Origin of the sequence: Actinophytocola sp., from assembly GCF_035762905.1 — a bacterium.
Classification (GTDB): domain Bacteria; phylum Actinomycetota; class Actinomycetes; order Mycobacteriales; family Pseudonocardiaceae; genus DASYTH01.
Genome location: NZ_DASUCC010000155.1, coordinates 39,073 through 55,859 on the forward strand (window position 1 = coordinate 39,073; position 16,787 = coordinate 55,859).

28 protein-coding genes are annotated in these 16,787 nt (G+C 69.3%); 26 read left to right on the forward strand and 2 right to left on the reverse strand.

The annotated features are described in order from the left end of the window. The first annotated feature begins 10 nt into the window (after positions 1-10). The 6 genes from VFV67_RS33935 (at position 11) to VFV67_RS33960 (ending at position 3,954) form a co-directional block, all read left to right on the forward strand. Complete coding sequence (locus VFV67_RS33935) at positions 11-796, forward strand: hypothetical protein (RefSeq protein WP_326474812.1); 786 nt, start codon at positions 11-13, stop codon at positions 794-796. Beyond that, positions 796-1,200 (forward strand): DUF6205 family protein, encoded by a 405-nt coding sequence (locus VFV67_RS33940; protein WP_326474813.1) that lies wholly within the window; start codon positions 796-798, stop codon positions 1,198-1,200. The genes VFV67_RS33935 and VFV67_RS33940 overlap by 1 nt, the downstream gene beginning before the upstream one ends. Further along, complete coding sequence (locus VFV67_RS33945; protein ID WP_326474814.1) at positions 1,197-2,195, forward strand: CRISPR-associated protein Cas4; 999 nt, start codon at positions 1,197-1,199, stop codon at positions 2,193-2,195. Before VFV67_RS33940 ends, VFV67_RS33945 begins: the two co-directional genes overlap by 4 nt. 217 nt (positions 2,196-2,412) lie before the next feature. Next, positions 2,413-3,210 carry a hypothetical protein gene (locus VFV67_RS33950; RefSeq protein ID WP_326474815.1) on the forward strand — a complete coding sequence of 266 codons (798 nt, stop codon included), beginning with the start codon at positions 2,413-2,415 and terminating at the stop codon, positions 3,208-3,210. A 32-nt stretch (positions 3,211-3,242) separates the two neighbouring features. Next, the gene (locus tag VFV67_RS33955; protein WP_326474816.1) at positions 3,243-3,590 is read left to right on the forward strand and encodes a hypothetical protein; all 348 of its coding nucleotides are present in this window, start codon (positions 3,243-3,245) and stop codon (positions 3,588-3,590) included. Beyond that, on the forward strand, positions 3,580-3,954 hold the full coding sequence (locus tag VFV67_RS33960; protein ID WP_326474817.1) for a hypothetical protein: 375 nt from the start codon (positions 3,580-3,582) through the stop codon (positions 3,952-3,954). The genes VFV67_RS33955 and VFV67_RS33960 overlap by 11 nt, the downstream gene beginning before the upstream one ends. 23 nt (positions 3,955-3,977) lie before the next feature. Here VFV67_RS33960 and VFV67_RS33965 read toward each other — a convergent pair whose 3' ends face one another. Continuing rightward, positions 3,978-4,775 (reverse strand): TIGR02391 family protein, encoded by a 798-nt coding sequence (locus VFV67_RS33965; protein ID WP_326474818.1) that lies wholly within the window; start codon positions 4,773-4,775, stop codon positions 3,978-3,980. A gap of 60 nt (positions 4,776-4,835) precedes the next feature. On the opposite strand from VFV67_RS33965, the gene VFV67_RS33970 reads away from it, so the two are divergent. The 15 genes from VFV67_RS33970 to VFV67_RS34040 all read left to right on the forward strand — a co-directional run bounded on the left by VFV67_RS33970 (position 4,836) and on the right by VFV67_RS34040 (position 12,493). Further along, complete coding sequence (locus VFV67_RS33970; protein ID WP_326474819.1) at positions 4,836-5,339, forward strand: hypothetical protein; 504 nt, start codon at positions 4,836-4,838, stop codon at positions 5,337-5,339. After that, positions 5,336-5,731 carry a WhiB family transcriptional regulator gene (locus tag VFV67_RS33975; RefSeq protein ID WP_326474820.1) on the forward strand — a complete coding sequence of 132 codons (396 nt, stop codon included), beginning with the start codon at positions 5,336-5,338 and terminating at the stop codon, positions 5,729-5,731. The genes VFV67_RS33970 and VFV67_RS33975 overlap by 4 nt, the downstream gene beginning before the upstream one ends. Further along, complete coding sequence (locus VFV67_RS33980) at positions 5,728-7,392, forward strand: DNA cytosine methyltransferase (RefSeq protein WP_326474821.1); 1,665 nt, start codon at positions 5,728-5,730, stop codon at positions 7,390-7,392. Before VFV67_RS33975 ends, VFV67_RS33980 begins: the two co-directional genes overlap by 4 nt. Further along, positions 7,392-8,297, forward strand: coding sequence for a hypothetical protein (locus tag VFV67_RS33985; protein WP_326474822.1), 906 nt, complete (start codon positions 7,392-7,394; stop codon positions 8,295-8,297). The genes VFV67_RS33980 and VFV67_RS33985 overlap by 1 nt, the downstream gene beginning before the upstream one ends. Then, positions 8,294-8,851 carry a hypothetical protein gene (locus VFV67_RS33990; RefSeq protein WP_326474823.1) on the forward strand — a complete coding sequence of 186 codons (558 nt, stop codon included), beginning with the start codon at positions 8,294-8,296 and terminating at the stop codon, positions 8,849-8,851. The genes VFV67_RS33985 and VFV67_RS33990 overlap by 4 nt, the downstream gene beginning before the upstream one ends. Positions 8,852-8,920: 69 nt before the next feature. Further along, positions 8,921-9,403: a hypothetical protein gene (locus VFV67_RS33995; protein WP_326474824.1), complete on the forward strand. Its 483-nt coding sequence runs from the start codon at positions 8,921-8,923 to the stop codon at positions 9,401-9,403. Beyond that, on the forward strand, positions 9,403-9,669 hold the full coding sequence (locus VFV67_RS34000) for a hypothetical protein (protein WP_326474825.1): 267 nt from the start codon (positions 9,403-9,405) through the stop codon (positions 9,667-9,669). Before VFV67_RS33995 ends, VFV67_RS34000 begins: the two co-directional genes overlap by 1 nt. Further along, entirely contained in the window at positions 9,666-10,076 is a 411-nt protein-coding gene (locus tag VFV67_RS34005; RefSeq protein WP_326474826.1) for a hypothetical protein, read from the forward strand. Before VFV67_RS34000 ends, VFV67_RS34005 begins: the two co-directional genes overlap by 4 nt. Next, positions 10,073-10,603, forward strand: a complete 531-nt coding sequence (locus tag VFV67_RS34010; protein ID WP_326474827.1) for a hypothetical protein — start codon at positions 10,073-10,075, stop codon at positions 10,601-10,603. The genes VFV67_RS34005 and VFV67_RS34010 overlap by 4 nt, the downstream gene beginning before the upstream one ends. Beyond that, positions 10,600-11,088 carry a hypothetical protein gene (locus VFV67_RS34015; RefSeq protein WP_326474828.1) on the forward strand — a complete coding sequence of 163 codons (489 nt, stop codon included), beginning with the start codon at positions 10,600-10,602 and terminating at the stop codon, positions 11,086-11,088. The genes VFV67_RS34010 and VFV67_RS34015 overlap by 4 nt, the downstream gene beginning before the upstream one ends. A gap of 5 nt (positions 11,089-11,093) precedes the next feature. Next, entirely contained in the window at positions 11,094-11,285 is a 192-nt protein-coding gene (locus tag VFV67_RS34020) for a hypothetical protein (protein ID WP_326474829.1), read from the forward strand. Beyond that, positions 11,285-11,467, forward strand: a complete 183-nt coding sequence (locus tag VFV67_RS34025; protein WP_326474830.1) for a hypothetical protein — start codon at positions 11,285-11,287, stop codon at positions 11,465-11,467. Before VFV67_RS34020 ends, VFV67_RS34025 begins: the two co-directional genes overlap by 1 nt. Beyond that, positions 11,464-11,646 (forward strand): hypothetical protein, encoded by a 183-nt coding sequence (locus tag VFV67_RS34030; protein ID WP_326474831.1) that lies wholly within the window; start codon positions 11,464-11,466, stop codon positions 11,644-11,646. The genes VFV67_RS34025 and VFV67_RS34030 overlap by 4 nt, the downstream gene beginning before the upstream one ends. Continuing rightward, positions 11,643-11,972: a hypothetical protein gene (locus VFV67_RS34035; RefSeq protein WP_326474832.1), complete on the forward strand. Its 330-nt coding sequence runs from the start codon at positions 11,643-11,645 to the stop codon at positions 11,970-11,972. Before VFV67_RS34030 ends, VFV67_RS34035 begins: the two co-directional genes overlap by 4 nt. A gap of 29 nt (positions 11,973-12,001) precedes the next feature. Then, positions 12,002-12,493, forward strand: a complete 492-nt coding sequence (locus VFV67_RS34040; RefSeq protein ID WP_326474833.1) for a WhiB family transcriptional regulator — start codon at positions 12,002-12,004, stop codon at positions 12,491-12,493. A gap of 490 nt (positions 12,494-12,983) precedes the next feature. Here VFV67_RS34040 and VFV67_RS34045 read toward each other — a convergent pair whose 3' ends face one another. Then, positions 12,984-13,226, reverse strand: a complete 243-nt coding sequence (locus tag VFV67_RS34045) for a hypothetical protein (protein ID WP_326474834.1) — start codon at positions 13,224-13,226, stop codon at positions 12,984-12,986. Positions 13,227-13,307: 81 nt separating this feature from the next. Between VFV67_RS34045 and VFV67_RS34050 the strand changes: the two genes are divergently transcribed. The 5 genes from VFV67_RS34050 to VFV67_RS34070 all read left to right on the forward strand — a co-directional run bounded on the left by VFV67_RS34050 (position 13,308) and on the right by VFV67_RS34070 (position 16,641). After that, positions 13,308-13,508 carry a hypothetical protein gene (locus tag VFV67_RS34050; protein ID WP_326474835.1) on the forward strand — a complete coding sequence of 67 codons (201 nt, stop codon included), beginning with the start codon at positions 13,308-13,310 and terminating at the stop codon, positions 13,506-13,508. A 60-nt stretch (positions 13,509-13,568) separates the two neighbouring features. Continuing rightward, on the forward strand, positions 13,569-14,267 hold the full coding sequence (locus VFV67_RS34055; RefSeq protein WP_326474836.1) for a GH25 family lysozyme: 699 nt from the start codon (positions 13,569-13,571) through the stop codon (positions 14,265-14,267). A 42-nt stretch (positions 14,268-14,309) separates the two neighbouring features. Further along, a complete protein-coding gene (locus VFV67_RS34060) occupies positions 14,310-14,717 on the forward strand; it encodes a hypothetical protein (protein ID WP_326474837.1) in 408 nt (135 codons plus the stop codon). An 80-nt stretch (positions 14,718-14,797) separates the two neighbouring features. Beyond that, complete coding sequence (locus VFV67_RS34065) at positions 14,798-15,361, forward strand: hypothetical protein (protein ID WP_326474838.1); 564 nt, start codon at positions 14,798-14,800, stop codon at positions 15,359-15,361. Continuing rightward, positions 15,358-16,641 carry a PBSX family phage terminase large subunit gene (locus tag VFV67_RS34070; protein ID WP_326474839.1) on the forward strand — a complete coding sequence of 428 codons (1,284 nt, stop codon included), beginning with the start codon at positions 15,358-15,360 and terminating at the stop codon, positions 16,639-16,641. Before VFV67_RS34065 ends, VFV67_RS34070 begins: the two co-directional genes overlap by 4 nt. Positions 16,642-16,787: the final 146 nt, after the last annotated feature.

Sequence of the window (16,787 nt, forward strand, 5' to 3'; positions counted from 1 at the left end):
GGACAACGCTGTGTCAAACCCAGGAACCGAGATCCAGCGCACCGAGCAGCAGGCCCGCGGGGTGCCGGTCGCGCTGAACGGCAGGCAGGACAACTTCGACGCCGCGTATCGGCTGGCGAAGAACCTGGCCATGTCCGGCATCATCCCCCGCGAACTGCAGGGCAAACCCGCCGACGTGCTCGTCATCGTGCTGTACGGCCAAGAGCTTGGGCTTGCGCCGATGCAGGCCATGCAGGTCATCGACGTGGTCAAGGGTCGGCCGGCGCTCCGCGCGAACCTGTGGGTGGCGCTGGCCCGAAAGGCGGGCCACAAGGTCCGGGTGACCGACGAAACCGCAACGTCCTGCACGGTCAGCGTCGTTCGTCACGACGACCCCGAACCGTGCGTCGTCGAGTACACGCTGGACGACGCGAAGACCGCGGGGCTGCTGTCCAACGACAACTACCGCAAGAACCCGAAGGCGATGCTGTACGCGCGGGCCGCATCGACGGCGATCCGCCGCGCCTGCCCCGAGGTCGCTCTGGGCTTCTCCGACGAGTACGAGTTGGCCGAGCCCGAGCCGGCCCGCCCCACGCTGGCGCAGGTCGCCGCCGAGCGCACCGACCGGGGCGCGGACATCGTCGCGGCCAGCACACACGGCCGGCTGAACGGCGTGCCCGACCCGGTGCCGGCCGCCGAGCCGGAAGTCGACGAAGACGCGGCGATGGCCGCCGAGATGGCGGCGATCGAAGCCGAGCACCAGGCCGAGTACGGCGAGGCCCAGCCCGACACGCTCGACCTCGGCGGTGAGCACTGATGGGCTACGAATCCACACTCACCGGCGAGATCACCATCCGACCCGCGGTCCGGTGGGTCGACTACCGGGACAGCATGTTCCGGGAGGACGGCGACCGGACCCTTTCGATCCGGCTGTCCGAGTCGGTCAACAAGTCCAGCAACGACGACGGCGAGGTGCTCACCCGAACCGCCACGGCGATCGTCCCACGCTCGATTGACCGCGGGGTCTACTACAACCTCGCCAACGAGCTGCGGGTGCTGCTCGAGCAGATCCCCGCCGGCAAGCACCGGTTCGACGGCTACCTGACCCGCAAAGGCGAGGAGCAGGGCGACGTTCAGCGGTACTGGATCGACGCCGACGGGACGGTGCAGTCCGAGACCGCAGACATGCGTTGGCCTGACGGGACAGCGGTCGAGCCATGACCGCCGTCGACCGGCCGGCCGAGCGCACCACCGCCGACCTGCTGCTCGAATGGGACCGGCAGCGCCCCCGGTCCCGGCAGCGGGAACTCGGCTGGTCCGAGGTCGGCGGATGCCGACGCCGCGCCGGCTACCGGCTGGCCGGCGCCGAACCCACCAACCCCGGCGGGTCGGTGCAGGCCGTGCTCGGCACCGCCATCCACGACGCCGTGCAGCAGCGGCTCGTCGAGACCGCGGCGCCCGAAGACCTGGTCGAGTACCCGGTCGAGTTTGCCGGCATCCCCGGCCACCTCGACCGGTACGAAGCCGAGCACGCCCGCCTGGTCGACGTGAAGACCACCAGCTCGAGGTGGCTCGACCACATCAAGGTGCACGGCCCCGAGCGGTCACACCTGTGGCAGACCAACGGGTACGCGGCGGCGCTGATCGGCCAGGGCCGGCCGGTGCGCGAGATCGTGATCGACTACATCGCACGCGACACCGGCGACCTGCACCGGTGGACCGGCCGGCCCGACCCGCTGCAGGTGAAGGCCGCACTCGAATGGATCCGTGCGGTGCGATCGGTGCCGGTCGACATGCTCAACCGGGACTACGCGCCGGACGGCCCGTTCTGCCAGCACTGCCCGTTCTTCAACCGGTGCTGGGACGGTGCGACACCCGGCCGGGATCCGCGGTCGGTGCTGCTGGTCGAGGACCCGGACGCCGCCGGGTGGGCGGCGAAGCTGTGGCAGGCCCGGCAGGACATTGCGGCGGCGAAGGATCGGGAGGCGGAGGCGAAGGGCGCGCTCGACGCGCTGCGCCCCAACGAGGCTGGCGGCTCCGATGTGCTCGACGTGGGGTTCGAGCTCGGTCTGCTGTGGACGATCACCGATTCGGAGCGGCTCGACACCACCCAGGTCCGCGCCGAGTACGCCCGAGTCGGCGCCCGACCCCCAACGAAGACCAGCACTAGCACGAAGTTGTCGTTCGTGCCGTTGCCGGACGGGCCTGCCCCGTGACGGCCCGCATCCTCCGCGCCGGGTGTGAGCGGACCGGGAAAACCCGCTACCGGAACCGGAAAGCGGTGATCGCGGGGATCGACAAGCACCGGCAGCGGTTCCGCCGGTACCACGGCCGGGATGCACCCCCGCTCTACCACTACCGCTGCCACCACTGCCGCGGCTGGCACATGACCCACATCGACCCCGAGGAATACCAGCAGCAAAGGAAATCAGCATGACCGAGACCCCCACCACCACATGCACCGTCACCACCGGCGGACTGCGCACCCTCCTCGCCACCGTCGCCCGGTTCGCCGGCACCGACGACACCCTGCCGATGATCAAATCGGTGATGTTGCACACCGCCATGCACCGGCAGGTGCCGCAGCTCGTCGCGACCGCGACCGACCGATTCGTGCTCGGACAGATGCACATTGAGGCCACCGGCGCCCTGCCCGGTGACAAGCTGGTGCCGCTCGACGAGGTGAAACGGGCGCTGGCCATGTTGAAACTCGCCGACCCGCTCAGCCTGATCGAACTGTCCGTGGTGGACGACGGGCTGCGCCTGGCCGGCAACCGCATGACCATCACCCTCGAGCTACGGGACGACTCGTTCCCGAAGGTCGGCAAGCTGTTCGACACCCCGAAGCCGACCGAGCCCGTCGGAGAAGTTGCGTTCAACGGGCCGTTCCTGGCGAAGTTCTCCGCCGTGGCCAAGGAGATCAGCGAAGGCATGCCGGGCCGTCACAGTATGCGTGTCGAGCACAGCTCGAAGACCCGCCCGGCGTTCATCACCATCGGCGACTGCTTCCGTGGGCTGATCATGCCGATGCGGATGCCCGACGAGGGTATGCCCGAGGTGCCGTTCTTCATCTCTGCCACCGAGCAGGCTCTGCTCGACGACGCCACCGCCGAGCGCGCCGAGGCCGAGCAGAAGGCCAAGCGGTCGGCCGCCGCGAAGAAGGCCGCCGCCACCCGCCGCGCCAACGCCGCCGGCAAGCCGGCCGGGCGCAGCGGGAAGGCCGCAGCGTGATGGCCCGCTATCCGCAGTTCGATGTGTCCTGGATGTCCGAAGGCGACATCCTCGTGCGCGGCACCGAGGACCCGATGCGCGCGCTCGAACTCCTCGTCGCCCACCTCGACGAGGACTATCGAGGCGACGACATGCTCGCCGGCGTCGCCCCGCCCCGGCCCGGCATCGAACCGGACGATTACGAACTCGACCCGGCCGCGATCCAGGCCATGGCCGACTGGTGCCACACCTTGCTGGCCAATGCCCGACCCGGCTGGTACCGCAAGATCCACTGCCTGCCCCACTCGGAAGGCGACTGGGAAGGCTGGTCCTGGCAACTCGGATACGCCAACGGCCCGGCCCGCGGCGCGTTCCAGGGGGTGTACTTCCGTGACCTCTGACCAACTCGCCCTCGCGTTCGAGGACCGACACGCCGGGCAGGCCGCCAACTTGGCCGCCGGAACCAGCGTGCTCCGCGACGACCGCGGCCGCGTCGAAACCGCGGTCGCCGAGCTGGCCAGGTTCGGCACGCCGTTCACCGCCGACCACGTCCACAACGCACTGCACGGCGGCGACCCGTACGACCCGAACCTCGTGTCAAGCGTGATGGGTGTGTGGGCGCAGGACGGTCGGATCGTCGAGCATGACTCCCGGCCCACCGCCAGCGAACGCCGCACCCGCCGCGCATCCCGGAACCGTTGGTGGGTTGGTGGCGCCAACATCCCGGAGGCCCGCCAGGGATCGATGGCGGGTGAGTCTCGATGAGCGAATCCTTGCCGATCGTGAAGTCAGGTGGCGTGTTTGACGACACAACCGTCAATCCAGCGGGCGAGGATGCTGAAGGCGGCGAGATATTCGAGGGCCATTTGCTCGTCCCATTCGGGCGCATGTTGATGGGCGGCGGGATTTCGGATGCCGGCGAAGCAGCCTTCGGCATATGGGCGCAATGCTCTGTTGCGGGTCTTGATTGTTTGGTCGTTAGGATCACCGGGCAGTTGCAGGAACACTTGTCCGGGCTTGGGCTTGTCGGTGAGTACCGCGTTCATCAGCTCGGTGTCGGCGATGTCGGTCCGTCCGACCTTCGTTTGTGTGTATGCATTGATCGCGGTAGCGGCCGCGTGGACGGCGGCGCGATAGTGCTTGCTGTCCCAGAGTGTGCTGGCGGATGTCCAGACCCAAGGATGGAACTGGTCGGCACGCAGGGTCGGGGAATCGGGCGCGAGGTTGGTCGCCCATTCATCCATATCGTCGAGGATGCCCAATGCGCGCTGGGCCTGGTTACGAGCATAAGCCGGACCCGTCAGTGGGCCGAGGTCGATGTTCTCGGCGAGCGTTGGCTCAAGAAGGTGCAGGATCTTCTTGGTCGTCGCCTCGGCTCTAAAAAGTTGCTGGCGGAGTTCCTTGTTGCCGATCCCACCTTCTGCGCGCCGGGTCTGAAGGTAGCGGTCGACGAGTTCGCTGAAGGCTTCGAGTTGCTCCCGCATCCACTGCCGATTCATGGCAGGACTGTAGAACGTCACGTCGACCAGCTCGCGAGCACCTGCGGCGTCACCTGACACCACCACCACACCATCACCCACGTGCACGGGCCGCGCCCCAGAACCACCGGCGGGACGCGGCCCGACCCACACACGCAAGGAACCACCATGACCCGAGAGCAATACTGTGAAGCCCTCGCCGCCCTCTGCCTGCGGCTCGTCGGCGCCGTCCACACCGACGGACCCAACGCCACCGTCGACACCCTTACCGCCATCCACCACCTACCCGTCCCCGACGGCTGGTCGGTCGACATCGCGCTGCCCGTCGTGCTCGCCGCCATGATCAACCCCGACCGGCGGCTCTCCGAACTGCTCGGCTGGACCGAACAACTCGACGGCGGACCCGCCGACCTCATCCCCACCGAGCCGCCCCCCTGCAACCCGCTCGGCGTCGAAATGTGCGTCGCCGGACACCTCCCCATCGACAGCCTCGAACCACACGAACAGGAACGGGTCGCCCGCATCCTCAAAGACCGCGGCTGGCAACCCGCCGACATCGCCCTATGGGTCGACAGCGACACCCAAACCATCAGCGACGCCCTCAAACGCGAACGCAGCCGACCAGCCGCACGCCGCATCCGCGCCGCCAAGAAAGCCGGGGTCGCGGCATGAACTGGAGAGAAGACGCGGCCTGCCGCGACATGGGATCCGAACGGTTCTACCACACCAGAAACGTCGGAGTCACCGCAGCCAAACGCATCTGCCAACCCTGCCCGGTCCGCGCCGACTGCCTCGCCGAAGCCCTCGCCCGGCCCGAATACTACGGCGTCTGGGGCGGCACCTCCGCCAACGAACGCCGCAAGATCCGGCGCGGCGAAGCACAACGAACCCTGAACGGGCAGCGCCGCAATCCGCGCCGGCTCGAACCCGACTTCGACAGCATCGTCGAGCAATACACCCGGGCCGGCCACACCGGTGTGGCGATCGCCGAGCGACTCGGCGTCCACAAACGAACCGTCGAACGCGCCCGCGCGCGCAACAGAAACCGGAGCGTCGCAGCATGATCACCGTCACGGACCTGTTCTGCGGCGCCGGCGGCTCCGGGCTCGGCGCGACCGCCGTGCCCGGCGTCGAGCTGTACCTTGCGGCCAACCACAGCCCGCGCGCGATCGAGACGCACGCCCTGAACTTCCCCGACTGCCGCCACGACTGCGCCGACATCTCCCAAGTGGAGCCCCGCCGCTACCGGCGCACCAACATCCTGTGGGCCAGCCCGGAATGCACCAACCACTCGGTTGCCAAGGGCCGCAAGCGGACCGCCGCGCCCGACGGCGACCTGTTCGGCGAACCCGTTCCCGATCACGTCGCCGAGCGATCCCGGGCAACCATGTGGGATGTGCCGCGGTTCGCCGAGGTCCACCGCTATGACGCGATCATCGTCGAGAACGTGGTCGACGCGGCGATGTGGCCGGCGTTCGCCGCGTGGCTCATGGCCATGGACGCCTACGGCTACCACCACCAGGTGGTGTTCCTCAACTCGATGCACGCCCCGGCGATCAACGCGCCCCGTGCTCCGCAGAGCCGTGACCGGATGTACGTGGTGTTCTGGCGCAGGGGAAACCGGGCGCCGAACCTCGACATTCGGCCGCTGGCCTGGTGCCCGTCGTGCGACCGGGAAGTGCGGGCGGTGCAGGTGTTCAAGCCCCGCGGCAAGACGTGGCCGCTCGCCCGGTGGGGCCGGTACCGAGCGCAGTACGTCTACCGGTGCCCGACCCCACGCTGCCACGCCGACGTGGAGCCCTACGCCCTGCCGGCCGCGTCGGCGATCGACTGGGACACGCCCGGCGAACGGATCGGCGACCGCGACAAGCCGTTGTCCGACAAGACCCTCGCCCGGATCCGAGCCGGCTTGGCGCGCTACGCCCAGCCGGTCACCCTCGAAGCCGCCGGGAACACCTTCGAACGCCGGCCCGGTGTCCGGTGCTGGCCGGTCGACGGTCCAACCCCGACCCTGACCACGACGGCGACCCGCGCGCTCGCGTGCCCGCCGCTGCTCGTCCCGGCCGGCGGCACCCGCAACGACACCGCCGCCCCGGTCACCGACCCGTTCCGGACCCGCACCACTACCGAGAACGAAGCCCTGCTTGTCCCGGTCGAGGGACGCGACGGGCTGCGCGCCGCCCCGACGGCTGAGCCGATGCGAACCCAGACCGCCCGGCACGAAACCGCGCTCGTCGTGCCCTACTACCGCACCGGGCGTGCGCAGCCCGACACCGAGCCGTTGCCGACGCTCACCACCGTGGACCGGGCCGGCGTGGCGTTCATCGCCGAGCTACGGGGCGGCGGATCCACCGCGCGCACCGTCCGGGAGCCGCTCGCCGCGGTGTGCGCGCAGGGCAACCATCACATGCTGGTGCGGCACAACAGCACGCCGGTAGGCGACCCCGGATACCTGTGCACGCCGGCCTGCGAGCCGGCCCGCACGATCACCACCGCCGGGCATCAGTCCCTCGTCGGCTGGCCGGCCGAGCCGCCCGAAGTCGAGGACTGCACCTTCCGGATGCTCACCGTCCCGGAGATCCAAGCGGCCATGGCGTTCACCCCCGGCTACCAGATCACCGGGTCCAAACGAGAGCAGGTCAAGCAGCTCGGCAACGCCGTCACCCCGCCGGCCGCCGAGTGGTTGATCCGGGCCGTCGTCGAAGCGCTCGAAGGGACCGCCTGATGCCGTTCTTCCCTGTCGACGACGGGTTCGCCTTCCACCGCAAGGCGATCAAAGCCGGCAACGCCGCCATCGGACTGTGGACCCGCGCCGGCTCCTGGTCCGCTCAACAGCTCACCGACGGGTACGTGCCCGACGACATCGCCGCCGTGCTCGGATCGCCCGCGCAGGCCAAGCGGCTCGTCACCGCCGGGCTGTGGCACGCCGTCGAAGGTGGCTACCGCTTCCACGAGTGGAACGACCCCGGCAGAAATCCGACCCGAGAAAAGGTCCTCGAAAGGCGCCGCACCGAGGCCGACAAGAAGGCCCGAGCCCGAGACGCGAAATCCGGAAAGCAGCAGGCCACAGCCCGTAGTCCCCAAGGGAGTCCCGGCAGTGTCCCCGAGGGACTCCCGGAGGGAGTCCGCTCTACCCCTCCCCTCCCATATACAGATACTCACCTTGACACCAGAGCAGCAACTACCAGCACGCGCGAAAACGACGAACCCGACGACCAGCCCGCACCCGGACCCGGCATCACCGGACCCCGCTCGGTCGACGCGAAGCACCTCGTCGCCTCGGTGATCCCGATCGAACTCGGCAGCGCCGTCCGCACCGCCCTCGCCATCGAGACCGCGAGCCTGCTCCGCGAGTTCGACGAACCCACCATCCGCGAAGCCCTGCAGCTCTGGGCCAGCCGCACCGGCATCGGCCCCAAGGTGCTGCCCAGCCTCGTCGCTGATGTGGTCAAGAGCCGAAACGCGAACGAACGCGAACACGTACGTCCTCCCGGTCGGGCGCACGATGGCGCACGTTCGGGGATGGGTGGGAAGGCGCGGGCGTGGGCCGAGTTGGGGGAGCGTGTGCAGGCCGAGATCGACGCTGGCGGCGGTGGGTTGCGGCTGATCGAGGGTGGTCGGTCGGCGTGAACGAGCTGGACCGGTTGGAGCCGATGACGGCGCAGCAGTGCGCCCAGGTGCTCGGCATGGCGGCGGCGACGGACCAGCGGATGCCGCAGCCGGACGAGGTGGTGCTGCGGATGTGGTGGGCGATGCTGCAGCGGGTGCCGTTTTGGGCGGCGCAGCAGGCGATCGTCGAGTGGTACCGGTCGGAGCGCTACCGGGAGACCCGCGACAGCATCTCGCCGGCGGACATCGCCGGGTGGTGGCGGGATCGGCGTCGGCACGAGCAGCTCGCCGAAGCGCGGCGGCCGGCGGGGGAGTTCGATCCGGACCGGATCCACCGCGGCGTGGATGCGGTGGTGGCCGCGCTCGCCTCGTCGAAGGGTCTGGATCCGGACGCGGCGGAGGGTGAGGCGGGCTGGCGGCGGGCGGTGTTGGCGGAGCCGTGCGAGTGGCAGCCGTGCGGGGCCCGGCCGGGGGCGCCGTGCACCGGGCCGGGTGGTCGGCCGTTGGTGAAGCGGTTGGCGCATGAGTGCCGGGAGGTGCGGGCGCGGAAGGCCGCGGGTGTTTCTACGCCATAGTTGTTGCGTGCATGCACGAACGTTGCTACCGTGGGAGCACCATCGAGTCAGGTGACACGAGGAGACGAGATGACCACCACCACCCGAACCAGCCGCCCGGCCAGCGGCGTGACGCTCGCCCACCCGAGCGACAACGGCGACCCGTTCGCCGGCATCCCCAACGCCGACGACGAGCAGAACCGGGGGCCCGTCGACACGCGCACATGCGCCTTCCCCGGCGACCAGGAGCACGACCACGCCATGTGCCAGGACGCCGTGGCCGACTACGAGGTGCCGGTCCCGCTCGACGAGGCGCTCGCCCCGTACACCGCGAAGACCGACGCCCGCCGCAAGGCCCGGCGCACCGTCGCCGAGCTCGTCGCCGAGACCACGCCGAAGCTCAACCACCAGCAGTCCACCTACGGCGTGTCCGTCCTGTTCGGACTCGGCGCTCCCGGCCGCGAGAAGCACGTCTACAGCGGCACCGTGCCGGCCGCGACCGTGCGCCGCCGCCGCGCCAAGAACCGCACGGCCCGCGTGTCCCGCCGCATCAACCGGAAGGCGGCAGCGTGATGGGCGACCCGGACCTCAGCTACCACGCCTGGTGCGGCATCCACCACCGGCACCACGGCATCTGCGACCCGGCGTCGACCATCGACCTGGACGGCACCAACGCGTCCAACCGGGACGTGGCCGGCTGGCTGCCCGAACTGCGCGGCGACAAGCCCACCGTCCCCTACCGGCCGCGGCGCCGCCCGGCGCTGCACTGGACCACGTTGGTCGCCGCCCTGATCCTCTGGGCCGCGATCGGCCTATGCATCTGGTGGGGGCTGTCATGAGCAACCTCGACACCCGCACCTGGCTGGCCGCGCTGCTCGGTCACCTGAACCGGTACCCGCAAATCGAGTCCAGCGTCGCCAATATCTCGCTCAACTACGGCCGGCAGATCGTCGCGTACCCGTTCCACCGCGCCGACAGGAGCGACCTCGCCACGCTCGCCCAGTGGGCCCACACCCTCGCCGAGGCCCTGCCGATCGAGGTCACCGCGGCCAACGACGAAGACCGCCGAGCGCACCTGAGGTTGACCGGCCGCATGGTCGACGGCACCGAGGTTCGCGTGGTCGTGATCACCGACCCGGGCGAAACCGACCTGCTCGCCGCGAACACCCCGGTCGAGGTCGGCGCGAAGTTCCCGGTCGAGCTGCTGCACCGCCTCGTCGACCAGCCCGCCGAGGTGACGTCATGACCGAGTACCAGCACGGCGACAAGGTGCGCATCGAGTTCGATGCCAACTACTACAGCCGGGCGTTCATGGGCAGCCACGTCGTGGACGCTGACCGCGACCACCGATGCACCGTCCCGGACAACGCCGTCCAGCCGCGCCGACCCAGCCGGGCAACGGTCGATCTGCCCCAGCCGACCGCCCGAGACGGCGACCACCACGCGTGGCACCTCGGCGTCAAGTTCGACGAGATGTGGACCGTCCACACCTACCTCGACCCGATCGGTCGGCCGGTCGTGGAGGTCCACGACGAGAACGGCGACGTGCTGCTGTCGTTCGGCCCGGATCGGGCGCGCGAACTGTTCGCCGCCGGCCTGGCCGCGTGCGACCGCGCCGAGCAGTCCGCCGACGCTCTCGCGCTCGCCAAGCAGGACGCCAAGGAGGCCGAGCGGGGGAACGACGACTGGAAAGCCGCCGCCGATGCCTTCTTGGCGGTCTTCCCGGAGTGCGCCGCAGGAACCTGCGACTGCGACGAGGAGCCCGGCGCGTGACGGCCGCCGAGAACCTGGTGCCCGCGACCGACTTCCCCTCGGCCGCGGGCACCAGCCTGCCGGCGCTCCGGTTCCAGATCGAGGTGCCGATGCTCCGGCCGCCCCACGCGCACGGACCGGCCAGCGCGGTGTGCGAACCGCTCAACGCCAACTGGCGGCTGCACTGGCAGTCCCGCCGCGAACGGGTCGCACTCGTCCGCCACGGCGTCATGGTGGCCGCGAAGAACGCCGGCGTCCCCGCCGGCCGGCACCTCACCGTCACCCTGCACTACCAGCCCGGCGACAACCGGCGCCGCGACGCCGACAACCTCGTCCCCACCCTCAAAGCCGCCTGTGACGCGCTCGCCCGCGGGCGCCGGCGGGACTGGGTTGGGCTCGACCTGGTGCCGGACGACACCCCCGAGCACATGACCAAGCGCATGCCCGTCATCCACCCCGGCCCCGGTGTCCGGCGGCTATGGCTCGAAATCGAGGTAACGAGGTGAGGCGCGTGATCTGGTTCCTGCTGGCCTGTCTCGCCGGTGCGCTCGCCGTGGTCGCTTGGAGGTCCGCGCCGATGGACGACCCGATCGTGTGCCCCGAACTGCCCGACGGCAACGAGTACGGCGACGACCTGCTCGACTGGGTGCGGAAACACGGCAACACCGCACCCGACGACCTGTCCACCTTGGACGGTGCGTGATGGCCAGCTTCGTCGACAGCATCACCACCGAACAGGCCGGGCCCGACCCGTGCCCCCGCTGCCATCGAGACAGCGCGGTGCACCTGTTCGCCGCCCGGCTCGGGTCCGTCCTGCTGCACGTGCTCGTCGTGTGCGTGTTCTGCGACCGCGACGACGTGATCGAAGGGCGGTACTTGCCGTGACCCGCGTCGAACTGTGGGGCGGCCCGGCCGACGGCCACACCCTTGACCTTCCCCGGCCGCTCGAGACCCTGCGGGTGCCGCACTGCCCGAACTGCGCCCCACTGGTCACCGAACGGCACCTGTACCGCCGCGACGGCGACGGGCCGCGGTACCGCTACGCCGGGCAGATGTTCGTATGAGCGCCTGCGCCCTGGCCGGCTGCGGAACTCTGGTCCTGTCCTGGCTGGACAGCAGGTTCTGCTCCGCGAACTGCCGCGGGATCGCGCTGCACCCCGAGCTGTGCCGATTCGAAGGCGAAACCCTCGACCAGGCTGTTGAGCGGCACAAGCGGATCAACGCCTGGCACCTGGCCCAGCAGCTTCCGTGCCAGACGAGCCTGATCGTCGATGGGGTAGTCAGGTCCGTCAAGCGGGGCCGCTGCGAATGCAGTGAATACCCGGGCGCCGTGGTCGTCACCCTCGACGAGCTGCGGGCCCGCCGCGCCGCATCGGGGGCCGCGCTGTGACCGCCGCGTTGGCCCGGATGCCCAAACGGGTGCCTGACTGGCACGAACTCGCCGCGTGCAAGCTGTTCCCCGAACTGGACTTCATCCAGCCGGGCGGGGACGGCGCCAAGCCCGCCCAGCGGGCCGCCGCCGAACTCGCCTGCCGCACCATCTGCGCGGTGTGCCCCGTGCGGCTGCAGTGCGCGGTCGGCGCGCTCGAACGCCGCGAACGGTGGGGGATCTGGGGCGGCATGGACTACCAGGACCGGAAGCTCGTCGCCGCCCGGTTCGGGTACGAGCCCCCCGGGGATCCGCCCGAGCACGGCACACACTCCCGCCGGGTGAAGTGGGGGTGTGCGTGCGTCGAATGCAAGGCAGGGCACGCGCTGTACGAGGCGTTGCGGCGGGAGAAGCGGCGCGCCGAGGCCCGAGCCCGGAACGTGTGGGCGGTGCCGCTGGTGCTGGCCACGCCGCTGCGGGTCGGCCGCCGGCTGCTGCCGGCTGGACAACTCCTGCTGCCGCTGCAGGTGTGCACCTTTTAGTCTCAATTTGAGCGTTTCGCAAGTTGTCTCGCATAGCGTCGCGCCCTCACCCCGAGCATCCACCTCAGAGATGGTCTGACGGGAGCGCGACATGGGTCAAAGTTGCGGATCTATCCACAGCCCCCTGACATATCCACAGGTCGTTCACCAGTCCTTGACACGCACACTGCGGCGCCGGAACTGTCTTAGAAGACCCCTGACCCCCGACTCTCCAGCTTCGGCTTAAGGAGAGGTGGGTGTCGCGTGTCCGTTGTGCTGGTGGCTGGCGTGTTGGTGGCCGTCTGCGGCGTGCTGAGTCTTTGGCTCTTGCTGCGGTTCCTCAGGCACGTCTACGACAGGGGCGGGGCCGATGACGTGCGAAAAGTGGCGGCAGCCCTTCGTGTCGCCCGGTGGCGGCCGGCGGCGAGACTCGCCTTGCCGCGCCGACTGCGCCGCGGAGATGACGAACCGACCACAACCGCCAGCCCGCATCGTGACCGCCGGCAGCAGCTCAGATCGGACCGTGGGTGAGCGGCGCGATCGGGCGTTGCAGCCGGAAGTAGAAGTCCCCGACGCTGGCCGCCTGGCACGCCCGGCACAGGTACTCGAACCAGTCGATCTCCGGGGTGCGGTCCGACTCGCCGAGCGGGTGACCGTTTCGGCACGCGACCGGGTGGATCGGCTGGCCGGCCCGGTCGAAGGCCATCACCCCGTCCATCGCTGGCCGGGGCCGGTACCGCCGTCTCGAACCCATGTTCGACACGGTACAGACTGAAAACCGGGATTACCAGGTCGCTCTATTTCCGGCGCTATAGCACCATGGCACGATGCCTATGTGCAGCGTGGACGCCGCGTCATCGTCGCATTGGCGATGTGTCTCGCTGCCCTCTCTCAGGTCGTCGCTGGCTTTGCCGCCCTCCCTACGCTCTGGCAGCTCATCTGGATGTCTGTTGCCGGTGGCTTCGCGCTGCTGGTCGGCCTAACGACGCAAGATCATCAAAAAAATCTCAAAAAAGGGTGCAAGTTGCAGTCCTAACGCCATGGCTTAGTGATCCGAGATCTGTAGCGGTGACATTGATCCGCTGACTATCCCCTCGTGGCAGATCTCATCCGCGGCCTGGACGTGTCTGAATACCAGGGCGAAACCGACTGGCTGGCCGTCCCGCTGCACATCCGGTTCGGCGTGGTGCGGCTCGCCGAGTGGCGGGTCGACCGCGGCGGGCCCCGCCTCGACCAGCAGGCCGTTGCGAACATCGCCGGTCTGCGCGCCACCGGCCGGACGGTCGGCGGCTACCAGCGCGCCAACCCCGTGCGCAACAGCCCGCAGTTCGAGGTGTTGCTGTTTCGGGCGCTGCTGGCGGTGCTCGGGCTGGACCAGCCGGGCTGCCCCATCCCCGCGATCGACATCGAACCCACCGGCACCGACGACGAGCTCGTCGACTGGCCGAAGTGGGTGCGCGAGTTCATCGCCTGCTACCAGAAGATCGCGCCGGACCCGCGGCTGCGCTGGTACACGTCCGGGTCGTTCTTCGACTCCCGGTACGGCGGGGTGCTGGACATCCCGCTGAACGTCACCCTGTGGGTCGGGCACTGGTCCGGGGCGTACTCCAAGCCGGCCAACCCCGGGTTCGATCCGGCGCTCGCCGAGCAGTACGCCGGCCGCACCACCTACACGTTCGCCGGCCGAACGCAGATGCACCAGTACTACAACCGCGGTCAGGTCCCGGGGATCGGCGGGCCGGTCGACCTGAACGCGCTCATGCCTGGGTTGGGCCTCGCTGACGTGACACTCTGACCCTCGCTGAGCGAGGAACGATGGCATGGTTCAATGTGCACCGTGCAGATCGGACGCCGTGCCGCCGCAGTAGGCGTGTTCATGGGCGTCGCTACTGGGTTCCAAGTCGCTGCAGGGTTTACGGGTACTCCCAATCTTTGGCAGAGCAGTTGCCTGATCGGTGCTGTCGGGGCGGCGGTGATTGCCGCAGTGATCGCATCGCCAAAAAGAAAAGCTGGCAGGCAGCCTAGTGTCAAACAACTGCAGAGTGTATCGATCGTGTGCACAGTCGTCATCGTGACCGCAATGACTAGCGCGGGACTCGCATCGCCAAAAGAAAAAACTGCCGGCGCGCACGACTACCACGTGAGGCCGATACTCGCCGTGCTGGTGAGCGCGGGCGAGGTCAACACGCATTCAAAAAAAATCCCAAGGTGTCAAGTCGACAAGAGATCGTTGGCGCCAGCGTGACATCGCTAGACGCTAAGGTTTCAAGTTCCCCAGGCAGATAGTCCACACCGTGGTGACATCTCGATCTGACCATGCCGTGTATGCCCCGCGGCCACGGCATGAGCGACGAGTTGCGCGCGGCGGTCGCAGCGGACATCGAGGCGACCGCCGGCACCCCTGACGGCTCGTACCGGAAGATCGCCGGCCGGCACTCCTGCTCCGTGGCCACCGTGCAGAAGGTCGCCGAGCAGGCCGGGCTGAAGGACGCCTGGCAGGCCGGACGGGCGCAGACCGCCGCCGCCACCGAGGTCACCCGCACCTCCGCGGCGGCGAAGCGGGCGCAACTGCAGCTTGACCTGCTCGACGACGCGCAGGCGTTGCGCAAGAAGCTGTTCGGCGACGTGGTGCACCTCAACGTCGTCAAGGAAGGCGGCCAGTTCGCTGGCGAGTCCGTCGAGGAAACCGTGCTCCCGGCAGGCCCCCGGGACTGGCGGGACACCATGTCGGCGATCGGCGTGGCCACCTCGAAGGCCGTCGAACTCGCCCGGCTCGAAGCCGAGCAGGCCGGCACCGGGCAGGTGTCCGGGTTGCTCGAGGCGCTCGAGATCGGACTGCGGGATGCGCGGCACCGGCGGGAACAGCAGGCCGCCGGCGAGCAGCCGTGACCACCACCACGGCGAAAGCCGCTGTGCTGTCGGTCAAGCAGCAGGACTCCATCCTGGACTCGACCCGCCGCCTGAACATCTGGGAAGGCAGCATCCGGTCGGGCAAGACGATCGCGAGCATCCTGCGTTGGCTGCTGTATGTGCGTACCGCGCCGCTCGGCCCGCTGGCGATCATCGGCAAGACCAAGGACACCGTCGCGCGGAACGTGCTCGACGTGATCGCCGACATCGCCCCCGGCGCGATCTCCTACAGCCGCGGTGCGCCGACGTGCCGGATCCTCGGCCGCCTGGTGCACGTCATCGGCGCCAACGACGCCAAGGCCGAGAAGGTGCTGCGCGGGTTGACTCTGGCCGGGGTCTATGTGGACGAGATCACCGTCCTGCCCGAGGCGTTCTTCACCCAGCTACTCGGCCGGCTGTCGGTGCCGGGGGCGAAGCTGTTCGGCACCACCAACCCGGACGGGCCGTCGCACTGGTTCCGGAAGAAGTATCTGCTGCGCGCCGCCGAACTGGACTTCGTGTCGTTCCACTTCGTGCTGGCCGACAACCCGAGCCTCACCGACGAGTACAAGCGGCAGGTCTCCAGCGAGTTCACCGGCCTGTGGTTCAAGCGGTACATCCAAGGGTTGTGGGTGGCGGCCGAGGGCGCGATCTACGACATGCTCGACGAGCGCAAGCACTGCGCGAAGGCGCCGCCGAAAGACCTGTGGCGGGCCGCGTGGATCACCGTCGACTTCGGAACGTCGAACCCGACGCACGCCGGGCTACTGGTGCTCACCGACCAGCAGGTCGAGGGCGACCGGATCGTCGCGCCGGATCGGCTGCACATGGTGGCCGAGTGGGAGCACGACGGCCGAGCCAAGGGTCAGCTCACCACGGCGCAGCAGTCGGCCCGGCTCCGCGACTGGGCCGACCCGCTGCTCGCCGACACCGGCCTGACCCCCGTCACCGTGCTGGACCCGTCGGCCGCGCCGCTGCGCGCCCAGATGCGCGCCGACGGCTGGCCTGGTCTGCGCGGTGCGGACAACCGGGTCGACGTGGGGTTGCAGGCCACCGCGAGCCTGTTCGCCGGCGGCCGGCTCGCCGTCGACAACGAGGCGTGCCCGGTGCTGTGGGACCAGCTCTGCGGGTACGTGTGGGACGACACGGCGCTCGAACGCGGCGAAGAGAAGCCGGTCAAGGAGAACGACCACGGCCCCGACATGACCCGGTACGGGGTGATGGCGGCCCGGCAGGTGTGGCGGGCGTGGCTCCCCGAGCTCGCGGCGAGCGCGGCGTAGTTGCGCATGAACGCAGCTGGCGCGGGCGTCGGCGACGCTTCGGTGGCAGCCCTGGCCCCTCTGCCCGGAGTCGACTCCGGGTGACTGGGTTAGCCTCGATAGATTTGGCGCAATCGACGCAAACGCTGACGTGCCTTGCTGTCAGT

What these genes read in the sequence shown, in the direction of transcription:
- VFV67_RS34035 (WP_326474832.1), top strand. Translation starts at nt 11,643, where the DNA reads ATGAGCGCCTGCGCCCTGGCCGGCTGCGGAACTCTGGTCCTGTCCTGG.
- VFV67_RS33970 (WP_326474819.1), top strand. Translation starts at nt 4,836, where the DNA reads ATGACCCGAGAGCAATACTGTGAAGCCCTCGCCGCCCTCTGCCTGCGG.
- VFV67_RS33985 (WP_326474822.1), top strand. Translation starts at nt 7,392, where the DNA reads ATGCCGTTCTTCCCTGTCGACGACGGGTTCGCCTTCCACCGCAAGGCG.
- VFV67_RS33975 (WP_326474820.1), top strand. Translation starts at nt 5,336, where the DNA reads ATGAACTGGAGAGAAGACGCGGCCTGCCGCGACATGGGATCCGAACGG.
- VFV67_RS33995 (WP_326474824.1), top strand. Translation starts at nt 8,921, where the DNA reads ATGACCACCACCACCCGAACCAGCCGCCCGGCCAGCGGCGTGACGCTC.
- VFV67_RS33980 (WP_326474821.1), top strand. Translation starts at nt 5,728, where the DNA reads ATGATCACCGTCACGGACCTGTTCTGCGGCGCCGGCGGCTCCGGGCTC.
- VFV67_RS34025 (WP_326474830.1), top strand. Translation starts at nt 11,285, where the DNA reads ATGGCCAGCTTCGTCGACAGCATCACCACCGAACAGGCCGGGCCCGAC.
- VFV67_RS34045 (WP_326474834.1), bottom strand. Translation starts at nt 13,226, where the DNA reads ATGGGTTCGAGACGGCGGTACCGGCCCCGGCCAGCGATGGACGGGGTG.
- VFV67_RS33955 (WP_326474816.1), top strand. Translation starts at nt 3,243, where the DNA reads ATGTCCGAAGGCGACATCCTCGTGCGCGGCACCGAGGACCCGATGCGC.
- VFV67_RS34065 (WP_326474838.1), top strand. Translation starts at nt 14,798, where the DNA reads ATGCCCCGCGGCCACGGCATGAGCGACGAGTTGCGCGCGGCGGTCGCA.
- VFV67_RS33950 (WP_326474815.1), top strand. Translation starts at nt 2,413, where the DNA reads ATGACCGAGACCCCCACCACCACATGCACCGTCACCACCGGCGGACTG.
- VFV67_RS34005 (WP_326474826.1), top strand. Translation starts at nt 9,666, where the DNA reads ATGAGCAACCTCGACACCCGCACCTGGCTGGCCGCGCTGCTCGGTCAC.
- VFV67_RS34000 (WP_326474825.1), top strand. Translation starts at nt 9,403, where the DNA reads ATGGGCGACCCGGACCTCAGCTACCACGCCTGGTGCGGCATCCACCAC.
- VFV67_RS33940 (WP_326474813.1), top strand. Translation starts at nt 796, where the DNA reads ATGGGCTACGAATCCACACTCACCGGCGAGATCACCATCCGACCCGCG.
- VFV67_RS33945 (WP_326474814.1), top strand. Translation starts at nt 1,197, where the DNA reads ATGACCGCCGTCGACCGGCCGGCCGAGCGCACCACCGCCGACCTGCTG.
- VFV67_RS34010 (WP_326474827.1), top strand. Translation starts at nt 10,073, where the DNA reads ATGACCGAGTACCAGCACGGCGACAAGGTGCGCATCGAGTTCGATGCC.